The following is a 26,425-nucleotide window of genomic DNA, read 5'->3' on the forward strand; positions in this document are numbered from 1 at the left end:
ATCCTAAACTATTATCCCCATATACTTTTTAAACGCATTAAGACAGCGAATGAATACTAAGTAAAAAATTATTAATGTTCTCGTCTCTAGCATAGCTATTGAATGGTGAAAAATAATTTGCTTGGTAAAGCGTTGTTAGCATGTCCCATTGATTCGAATTCATTAAGAGAGTACCTATGAGCAAAACGCTATCTGGTGTTGTTGAGATTCCGGTTCTTGCCCTAAGAGACGTTGTGGTATACCCACAAATGGTCATCCCGTTGTTTGTTGGCCGTGAAAAATCAATCCGTTGTTTAGATATTGCAATGGAGCAAGATAAGCAAATATTTTTGGTTGCACAAAAAGACGCAGCAGTTGATGACCCAACAGCTGAAGACGTGTATGAAACAGGTACAGTTGCCACAATTTTACAAATGTTAAAATTACCTGACGGTACAGTAAAAGTGTTGGTAGAAGGCGTACAACGAGCTACGTTAAAGGAGTTTGTTGAAACCGATCCTCAGTTTATCGCTAATATCGAGTATTTATCGTCATTGCCTGCTGATCAGGACAGTGAAGAGGTATTGGTACGCTCTGCAATTTCACAGTTTGAAGGTTATGTGAAACTTAATAAGAAGATTCCTCCTGAAGTGCTTACGTCGGTTTCTGGGATCGATGACGCAGAGCAATTGGCCGATACCATGGCTGCTCATATGCCGCTTAAACTAGTCGATAAGCAAAAAGTCCTTGAAATCAACGATATTACTGAACGCTTAGAGTTCTTAATGGCGCAAATGGAAGGCGAGATTGACTTATTACAAGTTGAGAAGAAGATTCGTGGCCGCGTTAAGAAACAAATGGAAAAAAGCCAGCGCGAATACTATTTGAATGAGCAAATGAAAGCGATTCAAAAAGAGCTTGGCGAAATGGATGATGTGCCTGATGAAGTAGAGCAGATCACCAAAAAGATTGAAGATGCAAAAATGCCAGCTGAAGCAAAAGAGAAGACTTTGGCTGAGTTGCAAAAATTAAAAATGATGTCGCCAATGTCTGCCGAGGCAACAGTTGTTCGTTCATACATTGATTGGATGACAAGTGTGCCTTGGAAGAAACGTAGCAAGTTGAAGAAAAACCTAAAACTCGCTGAGGAAGTGTTAAATAAAGATCACTATGGCCTAGATAAAGTAAAAGAACGCATTATCGAATATCTTGCCGTTCAACAGCGTGTTAGCCAATTAAAAGGGCCTATCCTTTGTTTGGTTGGGCCTCCTGGTGTTGGTAAAACATCTTTAGGCCAGTCAATTGCAAAATCTACCGGCCGTAAATATGTTCGTATGGCATTGGGTGGCGTGCGAGATGAAGCTGAAATCCGTGGTCATCGTCGTACTTACATCGGTTCATTGCCTGGTAAGTTAATACAGAAAATGGCAAAAGTTGGTGTTAAAAACCCATTATTCTTACTAGATGAAATTGACAAGATGTCATCTGATATGCGTGGTGACCCTTCTTCTGCGTTACTTGAGGTTCTTGATCCTGAGCAAAATACGAGTTTCAACGATCATTACCTAGAAGTTGATTATGATCTGTCTGATGTGATGTTCGTGGCAACATCTAACTCTATGGATATACCTGGTCCACTATTGGATCGTATGGAAGTCATCCGATTATCGGGTTACACAGAAGATGAAAAGCTAAATATTGCTAAACAACACTTAGTGACGAAGCAAATAGGTCGCAACGGTTTAAAAGAAAACGAAATTGAAATTGATGATAGTGCAATTATCGGCATTATCCGTTACTACACTCGTGAGGCAGGTGTTCGTGGCTTAGAGCGCGAAATATCAAAACTGTGTCGTAAAGCCGTTAAAGCAATTTTGTTGGATAAAGAGTTAAAGAAAGTTGTTATTAACCAAGAAAACCTATCCGAGTACTTGGGTGTGCAACGCCATGATTATGGAAAAGCTGACGATGAAAACCGAGTTGGTTTAGTAACGGGCTTAGCTTGGACACAAGTTGGCGGTGAATTGCTTACTATCGAAACAGCATCTGTACCGGGTAAGGGCAAGTTGACTTACACTGGTTCACTTGGTGATGTGATGCAAGAGTCAATTCAGGCAGCGATGACAGTGGTTCGTAGCAGAACAGAAAAATTACGCATTAATGATGATTTTCATGAGAAGCGTGATATTCATGTTCATGTACCTGAGGGGGCTACACCAAAAGACGGCCCAAGTGCAGGTATAGGAATGTGTACTGCGTTGGTATCAAGTTTAACTGGTAACCCGGTGAAAGCAGATGTCGCAATGACAGGTGAGATTACCCTACGTGGTGAAGTATTAGCTATTGGTGGTTTGAAAGAAAAACTCTTAGCGGCTCATCGTGGTGGTATCAAGACCGTGGTAATTCCTAAGGACAATGAACGCGATTTAGCTGAGATCCCAGATAACGTGAAGGCAGATTTGTCTATTCACCCGGTTAAATGGATTGATGAAGTACTACAAATTGCGCTCGAACACCCGTTTGAAAAATGGTCAATTGCTAAGTAAAACGTGGATTTAAGTCAAAAAAAGTGAAAAAAAAGCAAAAAATTCCAAAAAAAGTGCATTTTTTGCTTCTCAAACGCTGAAACTGTGGTAAGTTAGGTACGACTATATCGCTAGAGGTCAATATAAATAGGCGCTCTAGTAAAGATAAGAATAATTATCTTTAAATTTATTTTTCTTAACTACAGTGCTTGATGTTCTAAAAGAAGCTTGATATAAAAACGTTTCCAAGGAACGCTAACAAACAAATAATGATAGCGCTGAATAATAACAAATGAAGGGGAAGACACTGTGAATAAGTCTCAACTAATCGAGAAAATTGCTGCTGGTGCTGATATTTCTAAAGCTGCTGCTGGTCGCGCATTAGATTCATTCATCGAAGCTGTAACTGAAGAATTAAAAGCTGGTGAGCAAGTTGCGTTAGTTGGTTTTGGTACATTCTCTGTACGTGACCGTGCTGCACGCACTGGCCGTAACCCACAAACTGGTGCCACAATCGAAATCGCTGCTGCAAAGATCCCATCTTTCAAAGCAGGTAAAGCATTAAAAGACGCTTGTAACTAATCACAGTTTAAGTAGTTTTGTAAAAAACCACCTTAGGGTGGTTTTTTTGTTATCAAAATCGCATATTTTACGGTTTGATAGCTATCATCAACGAGTCTATTTCTGGTAGAATCGCGCGTAAGAAAAATCTATTAGTAGATTAATAGGTCCAAGAATACGCAATCGTGTTAAAGAGAATAAGATGTTAGAAAGAATAAGAGAAAACTCTCAAGGAATGACAGCTAAGATAATCCTTGGCTTCATTATCTTGACCTTTGCTATTGCAGGTATCGGCAGTTATACGAATAACGTTGATACTTCAGTTGCAGAAGTTAATGGTGAAAAGATTTCACAACAAGCGTTTGAGCAAGCGTACCAAGCGCAGCGTAACAGAATGGCTCAACAATTTGGCGATATGTTCGATACATTAGCGTCGAATCCTGCATATCTAGCAAATTTACGCAACGGTGTACTTGATAACCTTATTAATGAGAAGTTATTAGATCAGGCAGCACGTGATTTAGCTATCCGTATTTCGGACGAAGAAATCAAGAAGACAATCCGTAACATGGAAGAATTCCAAATAGACGGGCAGTTTGACAATAATCGCTATTTAGCTGTTATCAATCAAAGTGGTTTCTTCCAATCAAGCGATTTTCGTGATTATTTACGTGTAGAGATGGCTCGCCGCCAATTAGGTATGGCACTTGTTTCTGGAGAGTTTGGTCTACCATACCAAGCAGAGCAAGCAGAAAAGTTACGTAATCAGACGCGTGATATTAAATATGCTGTTGTTGATACTGAGCAATTTAAATCGCAAGTAGATGTTAGCGAAGAAGAAATTGCGACTTACTATCAAGACAATGAAGATCGTTTTCAAACACAAGAGAAAGTCAAAGTTGACTATGTAATGGTTGACGTTTTCGATATCGCTAAAGATATCGACGTGACTGAAGAAGACGCTAAAGCATATTACGAAGAAAACATTGCAAGTTTCACAAAAGAAGAGCAACGTCGTATTTCTCACATTTTAATTGAGTTTGGCGATGACAAAGGTGCAGCAGAACAAGAAATTCGCACACTTGCTAATCGTATTGCTGAAGGTGCTGACTTTGCAGAGCTAGCAAAAGAGTTCTCTGCGGATACATTTAGCGGTGAAAATGGCGGTGATCTTGAATACCTTGAGTTAGGTGTTATGGATGAAGCGTTTGAACAAGCTGCTTTAAATCTTGAAAAAGTTAATGATGTTTCTGACGTTGTAGAGTCAGAGTTTGGTTATCACTTGATAAAATTAACAGAACTGAAAGCTGCTGAAACACAAGCGTTTGAAGATGTTAAAGAAGAACTAATGGCTCAGGTAAGTGAGAGCGAAGCACAGAATAAGTTTTACGAACTTCAGCAAGAGCTAGCACGTTTAAGTTTTGAATTCCCGGACTCGCTAGAAGACGCTGCTGGTGCAGTTAATGCTGAAGTGAAAACGTCTGATTGGTTGGGCCGCACAAAGCAAGTTGCTCCGTTCAATAACCCTAAGGTTGTTGACGCTATGTTCTCAGACATTGTTCTAAGTGAGAACTTGAACTCAGATATTATTGAAGTTAGTGATAACTTAGCTATGGTTGTTCGTCTGAATGAATACCAAGAAGCGAAAACGCGCCCATTAGCAGAAGTGTCTGAAACGATTAAAACACAGTTAATCGCAGCAAAGGCGTCAGCTAAAGCTGAAGAAGCAGTTGATATGATTTTAGCTAGCTACAAAGCGGGTGAAGATGTATCAGCTCAAGCTGAGGCGTTGGGTACTTCATTTATTGAGAAGGCAGCAGCTACTCGATTCAGTGCTGATGTTGATAGTGCAATTTCACGTTTAGCATTTACATTACCACACCCTGTAGAAGGTAAAGTATCTGCAGATACGGTAAGCTTACGCAATGGTCAAGTTGCTGTTGTAGAAGTTACTGCAGTACAAGAAGGCACAGTTAGCCCAACGTTGGATAATGTTGTTGAGCAGCAAGGTGCTAGCTTATCTCAAGCGTCATATGTAGCATATGTAGAGTCGTTAAGAGCGAAAGCTAAAATTACGCGTAAAACATTAAGCGAACCAGCTAACGTATTTTAACGTTAATTGAATTTGATAATAAAAACGCCGCTATAAGCGGCGTTTTTTTTACGAAAAATATCGGGTTACTACGTTGATTCTTGCTGCATTTTTTGACGGTCGAATTGTTTTATCGCGCCATCTAGGTGTTTATTAATAAACCAGAATGAAATAGGGCGCATAATGAGAAAATAGCCAACCAACAAAGCAAAAACAGGTAACATCAAATACCAACTGTCAATGCGAGCAAGCACGATAAATGGTGGAATCAATACAAGTAACTTCAATATATTGATAATCAGTTTCTCTGGTGCTTGGAGTTTATTATTTGCCATTTCGATAATCATGCGTCGTTCTGCAATCGTATATGGCTGGAGTTTTTCAATTTGCGCTGTAGAAAAATAAATAGTCATAAAAGCAATAAATTCTAAATAAGTTAATTGTGCACACAATCATTGTGCATAATGATTTTACGATCATACCTAAAAAAACGACTAATATTAACTTTTAGACAAAGCTAATGAACTAAATGAATGATATTTAGGTATTACTAGTTTTTTATTTTGATAAACGTGTATCGAAAATCGCAACTCTTTGGTAGAATTGCGGCAATTTTTTTTATAGGTATTTTACACATGAAAGTCATTGAAGGTTCATTTGTTGCTTCAGGCAAAAAATTTGCAATCGTTGTTTCTCGTTTCAACAGTTTTATCGTTGAAAGCTTACTTGAAGGTGCTGTAGACGCATTAAAACGCCATGGTAATGTATCTGAAGATGACATTACTGTAATTCGTGTACCAGGTGCGTACGAGTTACCTGTGGCTGCAAAACGTATCGCTCAGAAAGGCGAATATGATGCAATTATTGCAATTGGTGCTGTAATTCGTGGCGGCACGCCTCATTTTGACTTTGTTGCAGGTGAATGTAACAAAGGTTTAGCTCAAGTAGCTATGGAATATACAACACCTGTTGCTTTTGGTGTTATTACTACTGACTCAATTGAACAAGCAATCGAGCGTGCTGGTACAAAAGCAGGCAACAAAGGTGGCGAAGCTGCACTAAGTGCATTAGAAATGGTTAATGTGTTAGACCAACTTTAATCGGGAAATTTTTGTGAAACCATCTGCAAGAAGAAAAGCACGCGAGTTTGCTACCCAAGCAATTTATTCGTGGCAAATTAGTGGCAACAATATCAACGATATTGAAGCACACTTTTTAACAGAAAATGCGAAACGTCGCTTCGACATTGAATATTTTCAAACATTATTCCGTGGCGTAACCGCCTCAGTTGCTGAATTGGATCTGGCAATTGAACCACATGTAGATCGTCCGCTTGATGAAATTGATCAAGTAGAAAAGGCGATTTTGCGCATGGCAATGTTTGAATTAAGCCACAACCAGGAAGTGCCTTACAAAGTCGTTATTAATGAAGCAATCGAACTTGGTAAAGCCTTTGGCGCAGATGATAGCCACAAATTTATCAATGGTGTACTTGATAAAGCGGTTAAATTAATTCGTCCTCAAGATTAAGCGACTCCTATGAAAGAGTTTGAATTAATCAAACGCTACTTCACTGAGCAAGTAGTAAAACGCAAAGAGGTGACGTTAGGGATAGGTGACGATTGCGCACTTATCTCTCCACCGCTCAATCAAGAGATTGCGATTACCACTGATACACTCGTATCTGGTGTTCATTTCCCGGAAAACACTTCCCCAAGAGCTATAGGTCATAAGGCTGTAGCAGTAAATTTGTCAGATCTTGCCGCTATGGGCGCAGAGCCAAGTTGGATTTCAATCGCAATTACCTTACCTGCAATTGACAAAGAGTGGATTGACGAGTTCTGCCAAGGTGTTTTTGAACTTTGTGAATATTTCAATGTACAACTTATCGGTGGTGATACTACTCAAGGTCCTTTGAGTATAACAATCACAGCGCAAGGGTTATGCCCTGAAGGCACCGCATTGAAGCGTAGCGGCGCAACACCAGGTGAGTGGATATATGTCACTGGTGAAATAGGTGATGCCGCGTTAGCACTTAAGCATATCCAGGGCGAATTGGAAATTGAACCAGCTTTTCGAGAAAGTGTATTAGAGCGTTTGGATTTCCCAAAACCGCGTGTTTTAGCTGGCCAGACAATCCGCTTATATGCATCGGCAGCTATCGACTTATCTGATGGATTAATTGCTGACTTAACGCATATATGCTCTCAATCTAATGTTGGCGCGAACATTGTCTTGGAAAATCTGCCTCTATCAAAAGGAATGACAGCAACTTTAGGTGATAAAGCGGCAAGCTTAGCTTTAAATGGTGGTGACGATTATGAATTATTATTTGTGGTTGCTGAAGCAAATAAAGTTGGGATGGAAACCGCATTAAGCCAACTGGGAATACAGTTTAGTTGTATTGGCCAAACGAACAACACAAATAAAATAACAACCACACTAAATGAAAAACCTGTAGATATTAAATCTAGTGGTTTTGAACACTTTAGTTAATCACTCATTATAAGGTCAGTCATGACGGAAAAATTTAGACTTAGCGATCCTGTGCAGTTTTTGGCGCTTGGTTTCGGAAGTGGGTTAGCACCTAAAGCACCCGGCACGTTTGGAACGTTAGCCGCTATCCCTGTCTTTCTTTTAATGGCTCAGTTACCTGTCTCTCAATATATGGCTGTGCTATCCGTAATGGCACTATTTGGTGTTCATATCTGTGGTTATACTGCGAAAGCAATAGGCGTAGATGACCACCCAGCAATTGTTTGGGATGAAATTGTTGGCTTTTTAATTACCATGATCTTGGTACCAGTGAGCGTTACGACAGTGGTTGTCGGTTTTTTACTGTTCAGGTTTTTTGATATTGTTAAGCCCTGGCCGATATCTGCTGTCGATAAAAAGCTTCATAGTGGCTTAGGTATTATGCTCGACGACATCATCGCAGGTGTCATGGCTTTTGGTGTTATGCAGCTAATCTTCGTGGTTAGTTGGTAATTTTCATATAGCACAAAAAAAGCCGTCAATAGACGGCTTTTTTTGTGCTTCTTTAACGCGTTAATGCAGAATACGTGCGCGAATAGTGCCATCAATTAATTTTAGTTTGGCTAGCGCTTTTTCACTATTTTCAGTTTCTACATCAATCACTACATAACCAATTTTATCGTCGGTTTGTAGGTATTGGGCCGCAATATTGACATCATTCTCTGCAAATATGGTGTTAATTTGAGTAATAATACCTGGGCGGTTCTCATGAATATGTAATAGTCTGCTTGTGCCTGCATGCTCTGGTAGCGAAACTTCTGGGAAGTTTACTGCAGAAAGTGTAGAACCGTTGTCCGAATATTTTGCCATTTTACTCGCAACTTCAAGACCAATATTTTGCTGTGCTTCTTTAGTTGAACCACCAATATGAGGTGTTAGGATAACATTATCGAAAGCACGTAATGGCGATACAAACTCCTCGTCATTACTTTTTGGTTCTACTGGAAACACATCGATAGCTGCGCCGCCAAGCTTTTTACTTTCTAACGCACCTGCAAGTGCATCAATATCAACGACTGTACCGCGAGAGGCATTGATAAAAATAGCACCATCTTTCATCGCATCGAATTCTGCGATACTGATCATGTTCTGTGTTTGAGCTGTTTCAGGCACGTGTAGGCTGATTACGTCTGCTTCTTTAAATAATTGAGTTAAGCTCTCTGCTTGGCTTGCGTTGCCCAGTGGTAACTTTGTCTCGATATCATAGAATCTAATTTTCATCCCGATGGTTTCAGCCAAAATTCCAAGCTGAGTACCAATATGACCATAACCGATAATGCCTAATGTTTTTCCTCGGGCTTCAACACTACCTGCGGCAGATTTATTCCAAACACCACGGTGCGCTTGAGCGTTCTTTTCAGGGATCCCACGCAGTAGTAATAATATTTCGCCGAGAACGAGCTCTGCTACTGAGCGCGTATTGGAAAATGGCGCATTAAACACAGGAATACCACGAATTTGTGCCGCTGGTAGCTCAACTTGGTTTGTACCAATACAAAAGCAGCCGATCGCAACTAGCTTAGTTGCGTGAGCAAGCACTGATTCTGTTAACTGGGTGCGGGAACGGATGCCAATAAAATGAACATCTTTGATTTTCGCTATTAAATCTTCTTCACTCAATGAGGTTTTGAGGTATTCGATATTTGTGTAGCCTTTAGACTTTAACTCTTCGACTGCACTTTGGTGTACGCCTTCAAGCAATAAGATTTTAATTTTTTCTTTTGCTAGTGATACTTTGCTCATGATTCGACTAACTTCTTGTATGGATGTCTAGAAAGCTAACTTAGCATATAGTGTTAAAACTCTAAAGTTGTTTTTTTACACGATTCTAAAAAATAAGAATATGTCAGTTAAATCAACCAAAGAATGTTAAACAGAGCAGGAAAAATAGTACTACTTTGAATAAAAATAGTATTTCTGGACTTTTAGACATATTTGCAGAGGTTTTGGATATATCGCTATTTTTGCAAGACTAATATTATGACCACACATTCACTGAACAATGCTTTGGAGCAAATGATATGAAATACATTACCTCGATTAAAACCTTATTCACAGTAGCTTTGCTAAGTTTGTCGTCATTAGTCTATGCAGGGCATGATACGGAAACTGACGAAAATGGCGTTATTTTAGCGGGTCACGATGTTATTGGTTATTTCACTGAAGGAAAACCAGTTCTTGGAAGTGCAGAATTTACGTCAATTCATAACGGTGCTATCTACCGTTTTAAGTCTGCAAAAAATAGAGACCAGTTTAACAGCAACCCTGATAAATATGCGCCTCAATACGGTGGTTTTTGTGCCTACGGTATGACATTTGGTAAAAAGTTTGAAATTGATGGTAAAGCGTTCAAAGTGGTTGATGGTAAGTTGTATGTAAACAAAAACCAAAGTGTATTTAACGCTTGGGCCAAAGACATCCCTCAATTTATCCAAGAAGCAAATGAACAATGGCCAAATGTTGAAACATTAAACCCAAGCGATTTGTAATTTAACGTCTTTATAGGTTAGCCAATAGCTAATGAAGCACCTCGCACTGCGCCGGGTGCTTCTCCTTGATTTTGTTTGAAGGCCTTTCTAAATGCGGCTTCTGACTCGTAACCGCTTAATTCACTAATCTCTGCGACACTTTTCTCCGTTTCAACCAAAAGCTTTCGAGCAATTATCATTCGCCATTGTGTAAGATATTTCATCGGGCTGAGGCCTATAAGTTTAGAAAACTTTTCGGCAAAATTTGACCGACTCATAGTAGCAACCTCTGCTAATGTTCCAAGACTCCAATCTTGCTCTGGAGATTGATGTATAGCATTAATTGCTTTTCCTATCCTGCTATCGAACAAAGCAGCCAATAATCCATCATTGATTGTCTTTTCAATGACCTGAGCTCTTAGTATCTCTATAAACAACAGGTATGCCAATTGATCAACAACGGTGTAACAACCAGGTAGTGACTTTTCTAATTCGGCAATAATCAACTCAACAAGCAATAACGCTTTGTTGTTACCAAGGTTAGCGTTCGATTTAACATGTATCACGTCTGGCATCATATTTAACAATGGGTTGATGAGTACGCTTTTGAATTCGAAAAAGCCACAAACCATATTGGTTGTGTTGCCGTCGTTACTCATTGGTGCATTGATTAAATGCTTATCAGGTTTTTGACTTGAGTTAGAAATAATATGATGGTGATCATTTGGAAAAATGACTAAATCTTTTTCTTCAAGCTTAATGGTTTGCTCGTTTATATGAAGCCACGCTTGTCCTTTACCAATTAAGTGAAAGGGCGTGCGACGGCTACCTGATGTATCTACTGCCCAGGTACCACAAAAATCGCCATTGACATAAACCTCCGCGCTCAACGATAACTTTTGGAGTAAAACACTGAGTGGGTCAGGGTCATTTAGATAGATATTCGGACTTTCGGACATAATTTTAGTGACACAGAGCATATTAGTTGAGCTTAGCTCTATTTAAACTTTGTTTTGAACTTTATTCAAACAGGAAAATTGAAATGCCTAAAATCAAAGTGTATAGCAAAGGTTACTGTCCTTATTGTTCTGCGACAAAACAGATCATGGATAAGTTAGGTTGGCAGTACCAAGAAATTGATGTTTCAACCAATAAAGCCGCACTAAAAGAAATGATCGTATTGAGCGCACGCCGGACTGTGCCGCAAATTTTTATCGATGACCAGCACATTGGCGGATATGATGACTTTAGAGCTTATTTGAAAAGTGTCAATAACGCGAGTGTCGCTTAATGAACTTCGGGATACAATGAGGCTACCTCGACCATATTGATCGAGGTAGTTATTTTAACCGATAACTTTAGCACCTTCAGGTGTACCTAGGATGAGCGTGTTAGCGCCACGACAGGCAAATAGGCCATTCGTCACAACACCGACAATCGCGTTGATATCAACTTCCAATTGCTTTGGGTCAATGATTTTTAAATTATGAACGTCGAGGATTACATTACCGTTATCTGTTACTACGCCTTCGCGGTAAACAGGGTCACCACCTAGCTTTACTAGCTCTCGTGCTACGTAACTTCTGGCCATAGGGATGACTTCAACAGGTAATGGGAAGTCGCCCAAGATATCTACTTGCTTTGAGCTATCAGCAATACAAATAAACTCTTTTGCAACAGCAGCAACGATTTTTTCACGTGTTAATGCTGCGCCACCACCTTTAATCATGGCAAAATGTTCGGTAATCTCATCGGCTCCATCAACATACACGTCTAAGGTATCAACGGAGTTTAAATCAAAAACTTCGATACCATGCTGTTCTAATAATTTCGTTGATGCGTCTGAGCTAGATACAGCGCCAACAATTTGATTTTTCATAGACGCTAATGCATCAATAAAGTGATTAACTGTTGAGCCTGTACCGACGCCAACAATGGTATCTGGCTTAATGAATTCCAATGCTTTTAGCGCTGCGGCTTTTTTCATTTCATCTTGAGTCATAATGATCCTAACGCGAATAGTGATTATAAGGTGTTGTAATTGGCGCTATTATAGCGATAGTTTAATAACTTCTCGACTCAAATTTCATGGCATTCAATCACCCTTGTAGGGGTAATAATCTTTGATAATGGCATGTCCCATGACTCAATGGGGACTTGCTCTACTTGTTGGCAATCATGTGCCAATCCAATTTTTTTAACTGGACTATGATTCAAGTGGGCTAGGGTTCTATCATAGAAACCACCCCCCATGCCTATCCTGTTTCCACAGATATCAAATGCCACAAGCGGTGTAAACAATGCATCTAGTTGCGAAGGAGCAATAACCGATTGAACATTAAGCCTAGGCTCAGAAATCGCAAATCGATTTTTTTTCATTGGCGTCGAACGGGTGTAGTTAAGAAATAGTAAATGATGTTTATTAAACGGGTGAATTACAGGTAAATACACAGCTATGCCGTTTGACCAGCACCATTCAATAAAATGATTCGTTTGCAATTCACCGTCGTTTGAAAGGTATATTGCAAGAGATTTAATCGAGTGCGTTAAGCAAAATGCAGATAATTGGTTTGCTAGTTGCTCTTCGGCTAAATTCTGTTGCTCTATGGTCAATGACTTGCGGCGTTGCCGAATGGTTTGACGCAGTTGATGGCGTGAACTACTGTTTTTGGAAGTCATAAGTGGCAATAAAAAAGGGGACAAAGTAAAAATTTACTCTGTCCCCTTTTATCAAATCAAGGATTATTTACTTAGTATGCTCTTCTTGCATACCTTCGTGCATTCCTGTAACTGCCATTTCTTCATCAATACGGCCATCAATATCTTGTGGGTGCGTATCTTCAGCACCGTGCATCCAATCTACAAGCTTGCCACTAATTAACCATAAAATGATACCAGCGACAAATGCCATAATTGCTACGCCCATGAATGCTTGGAAAGGTCCAACATCCCCCACCATTTGACCTACAGCTGCTGCAGCGTAGTTACCTACACCTGAGAAGAAGAACCACATACCCATTAGTAATGATGTATATTTAAGTGGTGCTAATTTACTCACTAGTGATAAGCCGATTGGTGATAAACAAAGCTCACCCATGGTGTGGAACATGTAAGCCAAGATTAACCATATAATGCTCGCTTTCGCTGTCGCACTATCACCAATCTCGATTGCTGCCATTACCATAGAGATAAAGCCTAGGCCTAAGAAGAACATACCTAAGGCGAATTTCTTCGGAGAATTTGGTTCTGCTTCACCCATCTTGAGCCACATTGCTGCAAACATTGGTGCAAACAAGATAACGAAAATCGGATTTACTGATTGTAACCATGAGGCTGGAATTTCAAAACCAAACATCACTAAGTCAGTTTTTTGTTTTGCAAAAAGGTTCATTGAACCAGCTGCTTGTTCGAAACCTAACCAGAAAACAATCGTGAAGAATGACATGATTAAGATAACTTTAACTCGGTCACGTTCTTCAGACGTTAAAGGTGCATTAGATGCTGCAGACGTGCCTTGCATCTTTTTAGCAGCAGGCTCAACACCGACGTTACCTAAGAATTTCTTAGACATGCTTAACTGAAGGATTACGCCTAATAGCATACCAACACCAGCAACTAAGAAACCGTATTGGTAGTTAACTTTTTCACCAATAGTACCAACGACGAAGTAACCTAAGATAGAACCTAAATTGATACCCATGTAGAAAATTGTAAATGCAGCGTCGCGACGCTTATCACCATCTTCATATAAGTCACCAACCATTGTTGAGATGTTTGGTTTGAAGAAACCATTACCCATGATTAATAGGAATAGACCTAAGTACAAAAATTCAACTTCTAAACCTGGGATTAGGTGGTGTGGAGTACCAAGTGAAAATTGACCTAAGGCCATTAATACACCACCAATAATGATGGCTTTACGTTGACCCCAGTGGTTATCAGCTACCCAACCACCAAGAACGGGTGTTACGTATACCCAAAACGCGTAAATACCTAAAATGCCTAGGGCATTTTTGTTTAATGCTTTTGTTAGTTGTTCTTGTGCGTCCGCTGCTGCTGGGTCGATGCCAAAGTAGGCCATATCCCAACCAAAGCTACTTGCAAATGCTACTAAGTAAAGAACGAAGATACCACGCATACCGTAGTAACTCATGCGTTCCCACATTTCAGTACCAAATAATAGGAAGAGTCCTTTCGGGTGACCAAGCATGGTTCCCGTCGCAGGTTTATTCATGTAATTATCCTTTCCAGTATTCTTGAAAATTGTCTTAAATTATTTTTACACCCCGTGTTATACCTGCGCCAATAGGGAAAGGCAAGCGAATTGCGGTCAGGATATGCAATTGCAAGACCGACTGCGTGTAAATTAATCAGTGCAATTTGTTACTAAACTTCTTTAATCTCTTTTGGGTTGTTGATAAACTCTCGCGGATTAGAATAAGTTTCAGCTGCATACTGACAGCACTTTAAGTATTTTCAAAGGGATTACAATTGCGAAAATTAATAATGAGAACTTTGGCGAAAAAAGCCATCGTAGTCACTCTCGCTCTTACTTCCATGGGTGGGTTCGCAGCGCAAATCAACCAAGCTCAAATTGAACAATTTAGAAAGCTACCCAAGGCACAGCAGGAGGCATTAGCCAAGCAATATGGTGTTGACCTTAGCAGTATCACTAGTGCCCAGAACTCAACTACAGAGGTCGTTGAAGATACTCCTGTTCAGCCTCGCCAAATTGAAAACCAGCAATCAAACTATGATGATGATGAATTAAAGTTATCAGAGGATGGCATTGAAGTTGAAGCTGCTCTAAAGCCATTTGGTTATGATGTTTTTGCAAATGAGCCAATGACGTTCGAGCCTAATATGGCGATTTCTGTTCCCGATAATTATATCATCGGCGTTGGTGATGAAATAAAAATTCAGACATTTGGTAAGGAAAGTAACAGTTACGACCTGGTTGTTAATAGAGAAGGGAAAATCATAATTCCTGAATTAGGTCCATATCAAGTTTCTGGATTATCGTATAGCGATTTAACTGCTTTTTTGAAAGCCAAAATAGCAGAGCGTGTTATAGGTGTTGAAGCGGTAGTAAGCTTGTCTAAACTTCGCTCAATCCGTGTATTTGTGGCTGGTGAAGCATACAAACCAGGCCCTTATACTTTGAATGCATTATCTTCTATGACGCACGCACTATTTGCGGCTGGTGGTATTAACACCACAGGCTCTCTTCGTAATATTCAACTAAAGAGAGCAGGGCAAATAGTGGGAGAGTTTGATATCTATGATTTATTGATTAATGGAGATTCTTCAAATGACCTTTTGCTTCGCTCTGGAGACGTATTATTTATCCCTGCAAAAGGTGCTGAAGTCGCAATTGAAGGAGCTGTAAGACGTCCTGCAATATATGAACTTAAGAATAACGAAAATTTCAACGATATTATTAAGATATCTGGTGGATTGTTAGCACAGGCATACAAAGATTCTGTGCCAGTTGAACGTTATCACAAAAGTTTGAAAACAATTATATCAATTGATTTAAATGATAATAATGACAGTCTGTTAAAAGTTAAAAACGGTGATCATATCCAAGTAATGAAAAACTCAGATATGTTTAGCCAATCTGTTATGTTAATTGGTGCTGTAGCGCGCCCAGGTAAATACCAGTGGAAGCCAGGGCACAAAATCACAGATTTAATCCAATCCGTTGAAATGAGCCTACTGCCCCATGCAGATCTGAACTATAGCTTAATTGTTCGAGAAGTTGACTTAGCAAAGCGAATTGAAGTGCTTCAGTTTTCTATCGCTGATGCGTTAACTAATACTGTAAGTGAGCAAAACCTAGAATTACATTCTCGTGATAAAGTTATTATATTTTCAAATGTAGATAAACTTGCTAGTGAAGTCCTGACTCTTGATAAGTTTGCGTTTAGTCAGGAATCTTTATTAGCAAAGGAAAAGCTTCTTGCTAAACATAAATATAATGACAAAAACTTTTGGGCTAAGTACGGTGATGGTGACTTCGTGGCGCCAGAAAATAGCGCTAATGCGGGCGTCACTGAAGTATTAAATAGTTCAATTAACGATATTGCTCAAATAAAAGACAAAAAAGAAATAGACGTACGAAAACTTGGCATGTTTTCGCGACAAAGATTACTCGTACCCATTATTAATCGCTTGAGAAGTCAAAGCTCGGGTGGTGAAGTATTGAAGTTAGTTGAAGTTGACGGACAAGTAAAGTTTCCTGGGATATACCCACTTCCAGTGAAAGGCAATGTTAAGTCTTTAATCGTTGCGGCCGGTGGTGTGACGGAATCAGCATACCTAGATAGAGCGGATATAACGCGAAGTATGTTAGACAATGCAAAGGCGACAAAACGATCGTTTTCTATTGATCTATCCAGCGCCTTTGACGATGCCGACAACTCCATGTATAAATTAAACTCCAAAGACCGAATTTATGTACATCAAATCCCTGAGTGGAGTGAAAATCATATTATTGAGTTGAAAGGAGAGTTCGTTTTTCCTGGTAAGTACACTATTGAACGAGGAGAAACGCTCTCTGATATTATTCAAAAAGCTGGTGGCTTGACTGAATATGCATTTGCTGAAGGATCTGTTTTTACTAGAAAGAAACTCAAAGAGCTTGAGCGTGAAAATGTGGAAAGGCTTGCTGATGATTTACGTGTTGAAATGGCGTCAAAATCATTAACTGAAGATGGCTTAGGAGTATCATATGCGGAAGCTCAGAGTCTGCTTGCTGATTTAACGAATTTAGATCCATTAGGCCGTCTAGTTATCGAGTTGCCACGTGTCCTAACAGAAGATAATTATGATGTCACTGTAGAAAATGGTGATGTTCTATATGTTCCTACCAAAAAAGATTCGATCAATGTTATAGGACAAGTGCAAGTTACAACATCTCATATGTATGACCCAAGCTTAGAAGCGGTAGAGTATATTGAACGCAGTGGCGGGATGAAAAAACGCGCTGATGAAGATCGAATATATATCGTTAAAGCGAACGGCACAGTTGAGTTGGTTGGTCAAGAATCATGGTTTTCAAATAGAGCGGAAGATCAAATGCAGCCAGGGGATACTATAGTTGTTCCATTAGATTCCGGCTATATGACGAATCTGACTTTATGGTCGACGGCAACTCAAATTATTTACAACACTGCGGTAGCAATAGCAGCTATCAGTGGCATTTAAACATATTTCAAGGAATTTTAATGTTATATACATTATCAGATTTAAAAATCGGTGTGATTGGTTTAGGTTATGTTGGCCTTCCACTAGCTGTTGAATTTGGCAAAAAAATTAAAACTGTAGGATTTGATATCAACCAACAACGTGTTGATGAATTAAAGGCAGGTAATGACTTTACGTTAGAAGTTTCTCAAGAAGAATTAGCGAGTTCGCCTCTCATTGAATACTCATGCGATGTTGAAGACCTAAAATCTTGTAACTTCTATATTGTTACCGTTCCTACACCAATTGATGAGCATAAACAGCCGGATTTAACGCCGCTTGTAAAAGCAAGCCAGATGTTAGGTAAAGTTGTATCAAAAGGCGACATTATTGTTTATGAGTCAACCGTTTACCCTGGCGCAACAGAAGAAGTATGTTTACCTGAAGTAGAAAAAGTGTCAGGTTTAACATTTAATCAAGACTTTTTTGCAGGTTATAGTCCAGAGCGCATTAACCCAGGTGATAAAGAGCATCGTGTAACAAATATCTTAAAAGTGACTTCAGGGTCTACGCCTGAAATTGCCGAGTTTATTGATAATGTATACGCTTCAATCATTACTGCTGGTACCTACAAAGCGTCTTCGATTAAAGTCGCAGAGGCTGCTAAAGTTATTGAAAACACGCAACGCGATCTGAATATTGCATTAGTTAACGAATTAGCTGTGATTTTCAATAAACTTAGTATTGATACTGAAGAAGTGCTTAAAGCTGCAGGAACAAAGTGGAACTTTTTACCATTCCGTCCCGGTTTGGTTGGTGGACACTGTATCGGTGTAGATCCGTATTATCTAACTCACAAAGCCCAAGCAATTGGTTATAACCCTGAGGTTATTTTAGCGGGTCGTCGAATCAATGATGGTATGGGTGAGTATGTTGTTTCACAGCTTACTAAAGAAATGATTAAGAAGAACATACAGATTAACGGTGCCAATGTACTTGTAATGGGCCTGACATTTAAAGAAAACTGCCCAGATGTTCGTAACACTAAAATCGTTGATATAATTACTGAATTAGCCGATTACGAAATGAATGCTCATGTATATGACCCATGGGTAAACCCTGAAGAAGCGATGCATGAATATGGGGTATCTTTGATCGATAAGCCGGAAATGGGTAAATATGATGCTGTGATCTTTGCCGTTGCGCATAACGAGTTCAAAGCCATGAGCATTGAGAACATCAAAGAAATGATGAAGTCAGACCATGTTATTTATGATCTGAAATATATGCTAGACCAGTCGGCATCTGATATTAGATTATAAGGCTTAACCGAATAACAATGGGTAAAGCATTAACTTAGGTTAATGCTTTATTTTTTAGGAAGATAAAATGACACGTTATCAAGAGATTAAATCTCAACTACTTGAGAACCAACACACGTGGTTAATTACAGGTTGTGCTGGTTTTATTGGTTCAAATTTACTTGAACATTTATTATTGCTTAATCAAAAAGTTATTGGTTTAGATAACTTTTCGACAGGTTATCAGAAGAACTTAGATGAAGTTCAAAGCCAAGTGAGTGATACGCAATGGAAAAACTTTAGCTTTATTGAAGGTGATATTCGCGATTTTGATACTTGTGTTAAAGCGGTGGCAGGTGTTGACTTTATTCTACACCAAGCTGCGCTCGGCAGTGTACCACGTTCAATCGCTGACCCTATTACCTCAAATAGTGCCAATGTGACTGGCTTTTTAAATATGCTAACAGCAGCGAAAGAAGAAAACGTTAAGACCTTTGTTTATGCTGCGTCTAGTTCAACTTATGGTGACCATCCTGCATTACCAAAAGTTGAAGAAAATATTGGTAAGCCGCTTTCTCCGTATGCTGTAACAAAATACGTTAATGAGCTTTACGCAGATGTTTTTGGCAAAACATACGGCCTTAGCTCTATCGGTTTACGTTATTTTAATGTCTTTGGTAAACGCCAAGACCCAGATGGTGCATACGCTGCTGTTATCCCAAAATGGACAGCAGCTATGATTAAAGATGAAGATCTTTTTATCAATGGTGACGGAGAAACCAGTCGTGATTTCTGTTTTATAGAAAATGCCGTACAAGCAAATATTCTAGCTGCAATGTCGAGTGACGAGGCGAAAAACAAGGTTTATAACGTTGCAGTAGGTGATCGCACGACGTTGAACACGTTATTTTCTTGTGTTCAGTCCGCGTTATCTGAAAACAATATAGCTTATCAAAAGGATGCCATTTACCGTGAATTTAGAGCCGGTGATGTTAGACACTCTCAAGCTGATATTTCAAAAGGCAGAAAGTTATTAGGCTATGAGCCGGAATACATAATCCTGGATGGTATTTCTAAGGCAATGCCTTGGTATGTTAGTTCGTTGAAAAACTCATAGTTAAAATTGCTGTATTATGTCGTTCCCGCATAAGCGGGAATCGGCTTACTTAGTTGGAAGCCCAAACGGAGAATTCGGTACTTCTTTTAGTCAGTAGTTTTAATTTGAGCACCTCTATTTTTTCCTAAAAGCCTTCAACTTTGCTAAGCCCTAGTTATCCCGAATTCGTAATATAACTTTGTAATTAGTGGAAAGCAGCCATACCGACGCTAGTATCTAATATCGTAAATTGCATGATAATTGTTCTAGGTTTGTATATCTAATGTAACTTTCATTCATTTAACATGGAAAAACGGTTCATTTAGTCAAATTTATCCGTATAATGTCCGCAGTAAATTTTTTCGTATTTTGTGGTAATTCCGATGGATAAAAAACAGGCTCAAATGGACTTTGAAATGAAAGCCTATCTTGCTACTCAAATGCAGAAGCAGTTATCTTTGCAAAATGATGATGAAATAGACCTAGCTGAATTATGGAAAGCTATCTGGTCGGGGAAGCTAATCATTATTTTTATCACACTTTGCTTTGCTATCGCTTCAATTGTATTTGCACTCTCACAGCCAAATATCTATAAGTCATCTGTACTTTTAGCTCCTGTTAGTTCAGAAGGTGGGGTAGGAGGTTTAGCTGGTTTAGCTGGTCAATTTGGTGGTTTAGCAAGTCTAGCAGGTATTAATCTAGGCAGTACAGGAACTGATAAAACAGCGTTAGCGCTTGAAGTCATTAAATCTCGTAAATTCATTCAATCATTTATCCAAAAATACAACTTACTTGTACCTTTGATGGCAACAAAAGGTTGGGAGATGTCATCAAATACAATAGTTTATGACGGAGAATTATATGACTTTGTCAGTAAGACTTGGGTTCGTAATGTAAAACCGCCTAAACAGCCTCAGCCCTCTTTATGGGAAGCGTACATGGAGTTCTCTGAAATCTTGTCTGTTTCCCAAGACAAAGCAACGTCTATGGTCACTATTGAACTAGAGCATTATTCACCCTATTTGGCAAAGCAATGGGTAGAATTATTAGTAAGAGAAATCAATAAAACGATAAAAGAACAAGATCAAGCAGAAGCGCAAGAATCAATCAACTACCTAAAAACACAGTTAGAAGAAACAAATGTTGCTAATATGCACTCAGTGTTTTATCAGTTAATTGAGGAGCAAAGTAAGAATATGATGTTAACGCAAGTCAAGGAAGAGTATGTGTTAAAGACTATTGATCCTGCGCAAGTTGCTGAAGAAAAAGCGAAACCAAAGCGAGCATTAATTGTAGTTTTAGGCACTTTGTTTGGGGGAATGTTAGCAGTTTTATTTGTTTTAGTGCGTTACTTTACTAAATCAAAGTCTAGTGCTAAACCTAAGCAAGAATTAACAACAAGTGAGAGTAAATAAATGGAGTTGTTATTTATCACCGCAGTCTCTGCGTTTTTATTTGCTTACCTTTCGATTAAAGTATTAAAACCTGTTGCAGTAGAATTTGGCTTAGTTGATAAACCTAATGCTAGAAAAACACACTCTGGTCATATTCCATTGATTGGTGGTATTTCAATATTTATTGCAGTTTTATTTGCAAGCCTTATTTGGCTGCCAAACACCCTTGAATTAAGAGTGTACTTAATTGCCTCTGCTATGATGGTTTTTATTGGTGCTCTCGACGATAAGTTCGATATTAGCGTTCGTATTCGTTTAGTAGGCCAAATCATTATAGCTAGTTTGATGATTTATGGTGTAGGCGGTTATATTTCTGAATTAGGAGACTTGTTTGGCTTAGGTAATATTAATTTAGGTCCTATCGGTATTTTCTTTACCTATTTTGCAATTGTTTCTGTCATTAATGCTTTTAACATGGTTGATGGTATCGACGGACTCGTTGGGAGCCTCAGTCTTAACACTTTTTCGTCGATAGCTGTGTTATTCTTGATTTCTGGCAATAATAGTTATGTTGCGTACCCATTAATGTTAGCAACTGCTACGTTGCCATATCTTATCTTTAACCTTTGCGTTTTTCCAAAGCAAGTGAAAAAAATCTTTATGGGTGATGCAGGAAGTATGTTTATTGGCTTATCTGTTGTCTGGTTACTGACAATGGCAACGCAAGGGGAGCAAGCATCATTTAGACCAGTAACAGCACTGTGGATTTGTGCTATCCCACTGGTGGACATGCTTGCAATTGTTATTCGTCGCGTGAAGAAGGGACAGAGTCCTTTCAAGCCTGATCGTGATCATTTACATCATATATTTATGAGAGTCGGTTTAAGTGATAGGCAAGCATTATTTGCAATAACCTGTGTCGCTATTGCTTTATCTTTGATTGGCATACTAGGTGAGTACTTTAATATTTCCGAACCAGTCATGTTTATTGGTTTTTTATTTTTATTCTTATGCTATTCATATACATTGCAACACATATGGAAAGTTGTGACCTTCTTTAGAAAGTAAAACAGGTAAGTAGTTTGGCTCAGTTTAAAAGAAATAACAAAAAATCCTTTTTATCCAAAATTACTAAATATTACTATCAAAGCAAAATTGGTGCATCAGGGCCTTCGACTGACTTTGATTCTTTTGTTTATTTGATGCGTTTTCCAAAAAATATTTTTCTTGGTGATGGGGCGTACATTAAAGGGAATGCTCGTATTTGTCCGTGTAACCCTGATGCAACTATTACAATTGGCGCCAATACTACTGTTGGATACAACACGATAATTTTTTCATCAAAAAAAATCACGATTGGCCATGATTGTATGATTGCTCCAAATGTTTACATTGTAGACAGTGATCATGGAATGGATAGAAGTATGTTAATGAATGCTCAAGAAAATGTAACAGACGAAGTTGTAATTGAAAACGATGTCTGGTTAGGTACAGGCGCGGTGATTTTAAAAGGAACGTATATTCCTGAAGGGTGTGTTATCGCTGCGAATTCAGTAGTTAAAGGAACGTTAGAACCCTATACCATTTATGGTGGTGTACCTGCTAGAAAAATAGGCGAACGAAAGTGAATATAGGTGTTGTAATATTGGCAAGGCTTACTTCTTCGAGGTTGCCTGGAAAAGGATTACGACTGATAAACGGTAAGCCTTTATTGTCCCATATAATAGAAGCTGTTAAATCGGTCAAAGAAATAAAGCATATTATTCTAGCAACTTCTCAACTCTCTAGCGATGATGAATTAGAAAGTTTTGCCGATGAAATTGGCGTTAAGGTTTATAGAGGTAGTTTAGATAACGTGTCAGAGCGGTTTTTAGACGCCTGCTTATCTAATGGCTTAGATTACGGCATAAGAATTAATGGTGACAATTTATTTGTTAATACACCATTATTAAGCCAAGCATGTAGTTTGGTTGATAACGAACGAGTGTTAATAACAAATGTACCAGATAGAACATTCCCTAAAGGTATGAGTGTTGAGATTTTAAAGGTACAGGAGTTTGAAAAGTTATATAGAAAGTTCAATACGCCAGGGCACTTCGAACATGTTACAAGTTACCTTTATGAAAACCTCCAAAACATAAATCATGAAGTTATTCGTAATGAAGAGTACCCTAAAGCGTCAGGCAAACAAATTGCGATTGATACACAATATGATTTTTATTTAGCACAATATGTCCTTTCTGAGCTAGATAAACAAGGTCTTGATGCTAAAAGTGTAAGTTTAGATAAGTTAATTGATGTTTTTAATAGATGTGAGAGTAAAATGAATTTTAAGGGAAAGCACGGACCGTTGTTGATCGCTGAGATCGGTGGTAATCATGAAGGCGATTTTGATTATGCAAAAAAGTTAACTCAATTAGCTATTGATAGTGATTCTGATTTCATTAAATTTCAAATATATTCTGGAAATACGTTAGTGAATCCTGTTGAGTCACCAGATAGGCATAAACATTTTAAAAAATTTGAGTTGAGTAAAGAACAGTATAGAGAATTAGCCCAAATAGTTACTGATGCAGGTAAGAAATTTATGGCGTCTATTTGGGACATCGACATGATTGATTGGGTAGATGACTATAATCCTGTGTATAAGATAGGCTCAGGTGACTTATTGGCATGGCCGTTATTGAAACATGTTGCCAATAGCGGAAAGCCTATTATTCTTTCTACTGGTTTAGCGACTGAAGAAGAAGTATTAGCTAGTGTTAAATATCTTCGAGATTGTAATGCACTTTATAATGACCCCAATTACCTTTCTGTTCTTCAATGTACGTCTATGTACCCTATCCCAAAAGCTTCAGCAAATTTAGGAGTAATGACTAGGCTACACGAACTTACAGAGACCACGATGGGGTATTCTGACCATACTGAAGGTTCTGACGCATTAAAAGTTGCAATTGCTATGGGAGCACAAGTACTTGAGTATCATTTTACGGATAGTAGAGACGGCAAAGTTTTCAGAGATCATAAAGTATCATTAACAAAAGATGAAGTTTTAGAACTCATTGAATATATTAAGATGGTTAGTGTTCTTAAGGGCAATAGTACTAAAAAACCTGTTCCAATCGAAATAGAAAATGGTCATGTTGAAAGTTTTAGAAGAGCTGTTTATCCAAGTAGAAATATCCAAAAAGGTGAAGTTATTAGAAACGAAGATTTAGTGATTTTGAGACCTTCTCATGGTATATCTTCTCGCTATTTTGATGAGTTATTAGGGAAAGTAGCTACAAAAGCATTAAAAAAACACCAAGTTTTATCAATGAGTGATTTTTCATAATGACTTCAATAGTCAATTTTTTGCGAGTACTTTACTATAAAATCAAATATCGAGGAAAGCTGAAAATAGGATCCTTTGTTACATTATCAAGGAATATTACCTTTATTATTGATGAGGGAAGTCAGATTGTAATTGGTGATAATTCAATAGTTCGTGATTTTGTTGAGTTAAGGGCAACAAAGAATACATGTTTGAATATTGGCTCTAATTGTAAGCTAGATAGGCTAGTAAGAATAATTGCGACAAATGGAAATGATATCAACATTGGACGCAACACTAGAATAGGAATAGGTAGCGTATTAAATGGTGGAGAAAAAATAGTAATAGGCGAAAATTGTTTGATATCTGGTTATGTATATTTACAAACGAGTATGCATAACCACAAATTAAATACAGAAATTATTAATAGTGGGTATACATATGGGCCAATAACTATTCATCAAGACTCATGGATAGGAGTACATGCGGTTATTTTTCCTTCTGTTACTCTAGGTCGTCGTACTGTTGTGGGGAGTAACTCTGTAGTTAACAAAAATTTCACTAAAAATTCTATTATTGGCGGTATTCCAGCAAAAGAGCTTAAACATGATGTATGACAATAACTTAGTAACAGTTTATATCACAAACTATAATTATGGTGCGTTTATTGAAGAAGCCATCGAAAGTGTGTTGGCGCAAAGCTATCCTGCTATAGAAGTACTTGTTATTGATGATGGCTCGACAGATCAATCACATGAAGTAATTAATCAGTATATTGATCATGAAAGAATTAACGTTATCTATCAAAAAAACCAAGGCTTAACAAAAACTAATAATGTAGCTTTACGATTAGCGAAAGGAAAATATATCGTAAGGCTAGATGCTGACGATGTCTTTAAGGCTGACGCAATTGAAAACCTAGTAAAGAGTTTTGTCGACGATAAGATAGCTATGGTTTTTGGTAATTGGGATGTTGTTGACGAACACAGAAATTTTATTCATTCCTATAAAAGGCATGATTTTGAAAATGATGTTACGTTAATGGATTGTCCTGCACATGGCGCATGTACAATGTTCCGCACTGATTATTTACGTTCAGTCGGTGGCTATGATGAAGACCTTCGTTGTCAAGATGGTTATGAACTTTGGTTTAGAATTGTTGAAAAATTTGAAATAAAAAGTTTGAGTGAAATTATATTTGAATATCGAAGACATGGCAGTAATTTAACAGGAAATGAAGAGAAAATTCTAACTACTCGATCTGGAATTTTGAAAAAAATTTCTGCGAATAAAGATGTTAATATTCGGCCATTTGCTTTTTTACCTATAAGAGGAAGTAAACTTGACTCTAGATCGATGCCATTTGAAACGTTGGGTGGAAAGTACATAATCGATATTGTTCTAGAAGAGGTTGTAAAAAGTCAGCTTTTTGAAAAAATTGTAGTTTCAACTCCTGATGAAAGAGTAATCACGCATATATTAGAGTTCTATAGTGAAGTGGTGGAAATTGATCGTCGCCATGCTTCTACTGCAATGATAAACACAGGACTTGATGATGTAGTTAAAGGCTTTATTACCAACAATGACTCTTTTAAGGAACTAACTCACGGTGTTTTGTTTGGAATTGAAAGGCCGTTCAACAAAAAGTATCTCATTGAGTCCGCCTTAGATATAGCTGCTATATTTGGTGTTGATAACGTTATTGGTGTGCGTGCAACTAATGATATTGTCTTTAAGCATAATGGTAAAACTTTGAAAGGTGTAAACTTTGAAAAAGATGGACTTAGACTTGAGAGAGACGAGTTATTCCAAATGGTTCAGGGCTTTAATGTATTTACTGTAAATAATTTATTTACATCTAACTCAATTTGGGGAAGTGTTATTGGTCATGTAGCTTTTGACCAAAAAGCAGCGTTTACACTTAATACTAATTTTGATTTTAAGATTGGTGAGCTGTTTTTTAATAGCTAAAT

The 26,425-nt window shown here is 38.2% G+C and carries 24 protein-coding genes; 18 read left to right on the forward strand and 6 right to left on the reverse strand.

What is annotated here, in order from left to right:
* The first annotated feature begins 176 nt into the window (after positions 1-176).
* From lon to QQK05_RS14505, 3 genes are all read left to right on the forward strand, one after another.
* Positions 177-2,525: an endopeptidase La gene (gene lon / locus QQK05_RS14495; protein WP_284299851.1), complete on the forward strand. Its 2,349-nt coding sequence runs from the start codon at positions 177-179 to the stop codon at positions 2,523-2,525.
* A 288-nt stretch (positions 2,526-2,813) separates the two neighbouring features.
* Positions 2,814-3,086 carry a nucleoid-associated protein HU-beta gene (hupB, locus tag QQK05_RS14500; RefSeq protein ID WP_193020563.1) on the forward strand — a complete coding sequence of 91 codons (273 nt, stop codon included), beginning with the start codon at positions 2,814-2,816 and terminating at the stop codon, positions 3,084-3,086.
* Between the two features lie 181 nt (positions 3,087-3,267).
* On the forward strand, positions 3,268-5,178 hold the full coding sequence (locus QQK05_RS14505; protein ID WP_284299855.1) for a SurA N-terminal domain-containing protein: 1,911 nt from the start codon (positions 3,268-3,270) through the stop codon (positions 5,176-5,178).
* Between the two features lie 68 nt (positions 5,179-5,246).
* Here the strand turns inward: QQK05_RS14505 and QQK05_RS14510 are convergent, their stop codons facing one another.
* On the reverse strand, positions 5,247-5,570 hold the full coding sequence (locus QQK05_RS14510) for a DUF6170 family protein (protein WP_284299856.1): 324 nt from the start codon (positions 5,568-5,570) through the stop codon (positions 5,247-5,249).
* A gap of 222 nt (positions 5,571-5,792) precedes the next feature.
* Here QQK05_RS14510 and ribH point away from each other — a divergent pair, with 222 nt between their 5' ends.
* Genes ribH through QQK05_RS14530 form a run of 4 tightly spaced genes read left to right on the forward strand, consistent with a single transcriptional unit; the run spans position 5,793 to position 8,145 of the window.
* Positions 5,793-6,257: a 6,7-dimethyl-8-ribityllumazine synthase gene (gene ribH / locus QQK05_RS14515; RefSeq protein ID WP_284299857.1), complete on the forward strand. Its 465-nt coding sequence runs from the start codon at positions 5,793-5,795 to the stop codon at positions 6,255-6,257.
* A 13-nt stretch (positions 6,258-6,270) separates the two neighbouring features.
* Positions 6,271-6,687: a transcription antitermination factor NusB gene (gene nusB, locus QQK05_RS14520; RefSeq protein ID WP_284299858.1), complete on the forward strand. Its 417-nt coding sequence runs from the start codon at positions 6,271-6,273 to the stop codon at positions 6,685-6,687.
* Positions 6,688-6,696: 9 nt separating this feature from the next.
* On the forward strand, positions 6,697-7,653 hold the full coding sequence (thiL, locus tag QQK05_RS14525) for a thiamine-phosphate kinase (protein ID WP_284299859.1): 957 nt from the start codon (positions 6,697-6,699) through the stop codon (positions 7,651-7,653).
* Between the two features lie 21 nt (positions 7,654-7,674).
* A complete protein-coding gene (locus QQK05_RS14530) occupies positions 7,675-8,145 on the forward strand; it encodes a phosphatidylglycerophosphatase A family protein (protein WP_284299860.1) in 471 nt (156 codons plus the stop codon).
* A 60-nt stretch (positions 8,146-8,205) separates the two neighbouring features.
* Here QQK05_RS14530 and serA read toward each other — a convergent pair whose 3' ends face one another.
* On the reverse strand, positions 8,206-9,435 hold the full coding sequence (serA, locus tag QQK05_RS14535) for a phosphoglycerate dehydrogenase (RefSeq protein WP_284299861.1): 1,230 nt from the start codon (positions 9,433-9,435) through the stop codon (positions 8,206-8,208).
* A 278-nt stretch (positions 9,436-9,713) separates the two neighbouring features.
* Here serA and QQK05_RS14540 point away from each other — a divergent pair, with 278 nt between their 5' ends.
* Positions 9,714-10,181 (forward strand): YHS domain-containing (seleno)protein, encoded by a 468-nt coding sequence (locus tag QQK05_RS14540; RefSeq protein ID WP_284299862.1) that lies wholly within the window; start codon positions 9,714-9,716, stop codon positions 10,179-10,181.
* A gap of 17 nt (positions 10,182-10,198) precedes the next feature.
* Here QQK05_RS14540 and QQK05_RS14545 read toward each other — a convergent pair whose 3' ends face one another.
* The gene (locus tag QQK05_RS14545) at positions 10,199-11,119 is read right to left on the reverse strand and encodes an AraC family transcriptional regulator (protein ID WP_284299863.1); all 921 of its coding nucleotides are present in this window, start codon (positions 11,117-11,119) and stop codon (positions 10,199-10,201) included.
* A gap of 83 nt (positions 11,120-11,202) precedes the next feature.
* On the opposite strand from QQK05_RS14545, the gene QQK05_RS14550 reads away from it, so the two are divergent.
* Positions 11,203-11,451: a glutaredoxin domain-containing protein gene (locus QQK05_RS14550; protein WP_284299865.1), complete on the forward strand. Its 249-nt coding sequence runs from the start codon at positions 11,203-11,205 to the stop codon at positions 11,449-11,451.
* Positions 11,452-11,505: 54 nt separating this feature from the next.
* On the opposite strand, the gene rpiA is transcribed toward QQK05_RS14550, so the two are convergent.
* From rpiA to QQK05_RS14565, 3 genes are all read right to left on the reverse strand, one after another.
* Positions 11,506-12,162, reverse strand: a complete 657-nt coding sequence (gene rpiA, locus QQK05_RS14555) for a ribose-5-phosphate isomerase RpiA (RefSeq protein ID WP_284299866.1) — start codon at positions 12,160-12,162, stop codon at positions 11,506-11,508.
* A 77-nt stretch (positions 12,163-12,239) separates the two neighbouring features.
* Complete coding sequence (locus QQK05_RS14560; protein ID WP_284299867.1) at positions 12,240-12,839, reverse strand: 5-formyltetrahydrofolate cyclo-ligase; 600 nt, start codon at positions 12,837-12,839, stop codon at positions 12,240-12,242.
* A gap of 67 nt (positions 12,840-12,906) precedes the next feature.
* Complete coding sequence (locus QQK05_RS14565; protein ID WP_284299868.1) at positions 12,907-14,394, reverse strand: peptide MFS transporter; 1,488 nt, start codon at positions 14,392-14,394, stop codon at positions 12,907-12,909.
* 257 nt (positions 14,395-14,651) lie between these two features.
* Between QQK05_RS14565 and QQK05_RS14570 the strand changes: the two genes are divergently transcribed.
* The 9 genes from QQK05_RS14570 to QQK05_RS14610 all read left to right on the forward strand — a co-directional run bounded on the left by QQK05_RS14570 (position 14,652) and on the right by QQK05_RS14610 (position 26,423).
* Positions 14,652-17,369, forward strand: coding sequence for a polysaccharide biosynthesis/export family protein (locus QQK05_RS14570; protein WP_284299869.1), 2,718 nt, complete (start codon positions 14,652-14,654; stop codon positions 17,367-17,369).
* A gap of 20 nt (positions 17,370-17,389) precedes the next feature.
* The gene (gene tviB, locus QQK05_RS14575; RefSeq protein ID WP_284299870.1) at positions 17,390-18,670 is read left to right on the forward strand and encodes a Vi polysaccharide biosynthesis UDP-N-acetylglucosamine C-6 dehydrogenase TviB; all 1,281 of its coding nucleotides are present in this window, start codon (positions 17,390-17,392) and stop codon (positions 18,668-18,670) included.
* Between the two features lie 67 nt (positions 18,671-18,737).
* Positions 18,738-19,766: an NAD-dependent epimerase/dehydratase family protein gene (locus tag QQK05_RS14580; RefSeq protein ID WP_284299871.1), complete on the forward strand. Its 1,029-nt coding sequence runs from the start codon at positions 18,738-18,740 to the stop codon at positions 19,764-19,766.
* Between the two features lie 362 nt (positions 19,767-20,128).
* On the forward strand, positions 20,129-21,160 hold the full coding sequence (locus QQK05_RS14585) for a Wzz/FepE/Etk N-terminal domain-containing protein (protein WP_284299874.1): 1,032 nt from the start codon (positions 20,129-20,131) through the stop codon (positions 21,158-21,160).
* Positions 21,161-22,207, forward strand: a complete 1,047-nt coding sequence (gene wecA / locus QQK05_RS14590) for a UDP-N-acetylglucosamine--undecaprenyl-phosphate N-acetylglucosaminephosphotransferase (RefSeq protein WP_284299876.1) — start codon at positions 21,161-21,163, stop codon at positions 22,205-22,207.
* Positions 22,208-22,221: 14 nt separating this feature from the next.
* Positions 22,222-22,767 (forward strand): acyltransferase, encoded by a 546-nt coding sequence (locus QQK05_RS14595; protein WP_284299878.1) that lies wholly within the window; start codon positions 22,222-22,224, stop codon positions 22,765-22,767.
* Complete coding sequence (locus QQK05_RS14600; RefSeq protein WP_284299880.1) at positions 22,764-24,473, forward strand: N-acetylneuraminate synthase family protein; 1,710 nt, start codon at positions 22,764-22,766, stop codon at positions 24,471-24,473. Before QQK05_RS14595 ends, QQK05_RS14600 begins: the two co-directional genes overlap by 4 nt.
* On the forward strand, positions 24,473-25,069 hold the full coding sequence (locus tag QQK05_RS14605) for an acyltransferase (RefSeq protein ID WP_284299882.1): 597 nt from the start codon (positions 24,473-24,475) through the stop codon (positions 25,067-25,069). Before QQK05_RS14600 ends, QQK05_RS14605 begins: the two co-directional genes overlap by 1 nt.
* Positions 25,059-26,423 carry a glycosyltransferase gene (locus QQK05_RS14610; RefSeq protein ID WP_284299885.1) on the forward strand — a complete coding sequence of 455 codons (1,365 nt, stop codon included), beginning with the start codon at positions 25,059-25,061 and terminating at the stop codon, positions 26,421-26,423. Before QQK05_RS14605 ends, QQK05_RS14610 begins: the two co-directional genes overlap by 11 nt.
* Positions 26,424-26,425 lie beyond the last annotated feature (2 nt).

Source organism: Thalassotalea loyana (assembly GCF_030161435.1).
In the GTDB taxonomy this organism is placed as follows: domain Bacteria; phylum Pseudomonadota; class Gammaproteobacteria; order Enterobacterales; family Alteromonadaceae; genus Thalassotalea_G; species Thalassotalea_G loyana.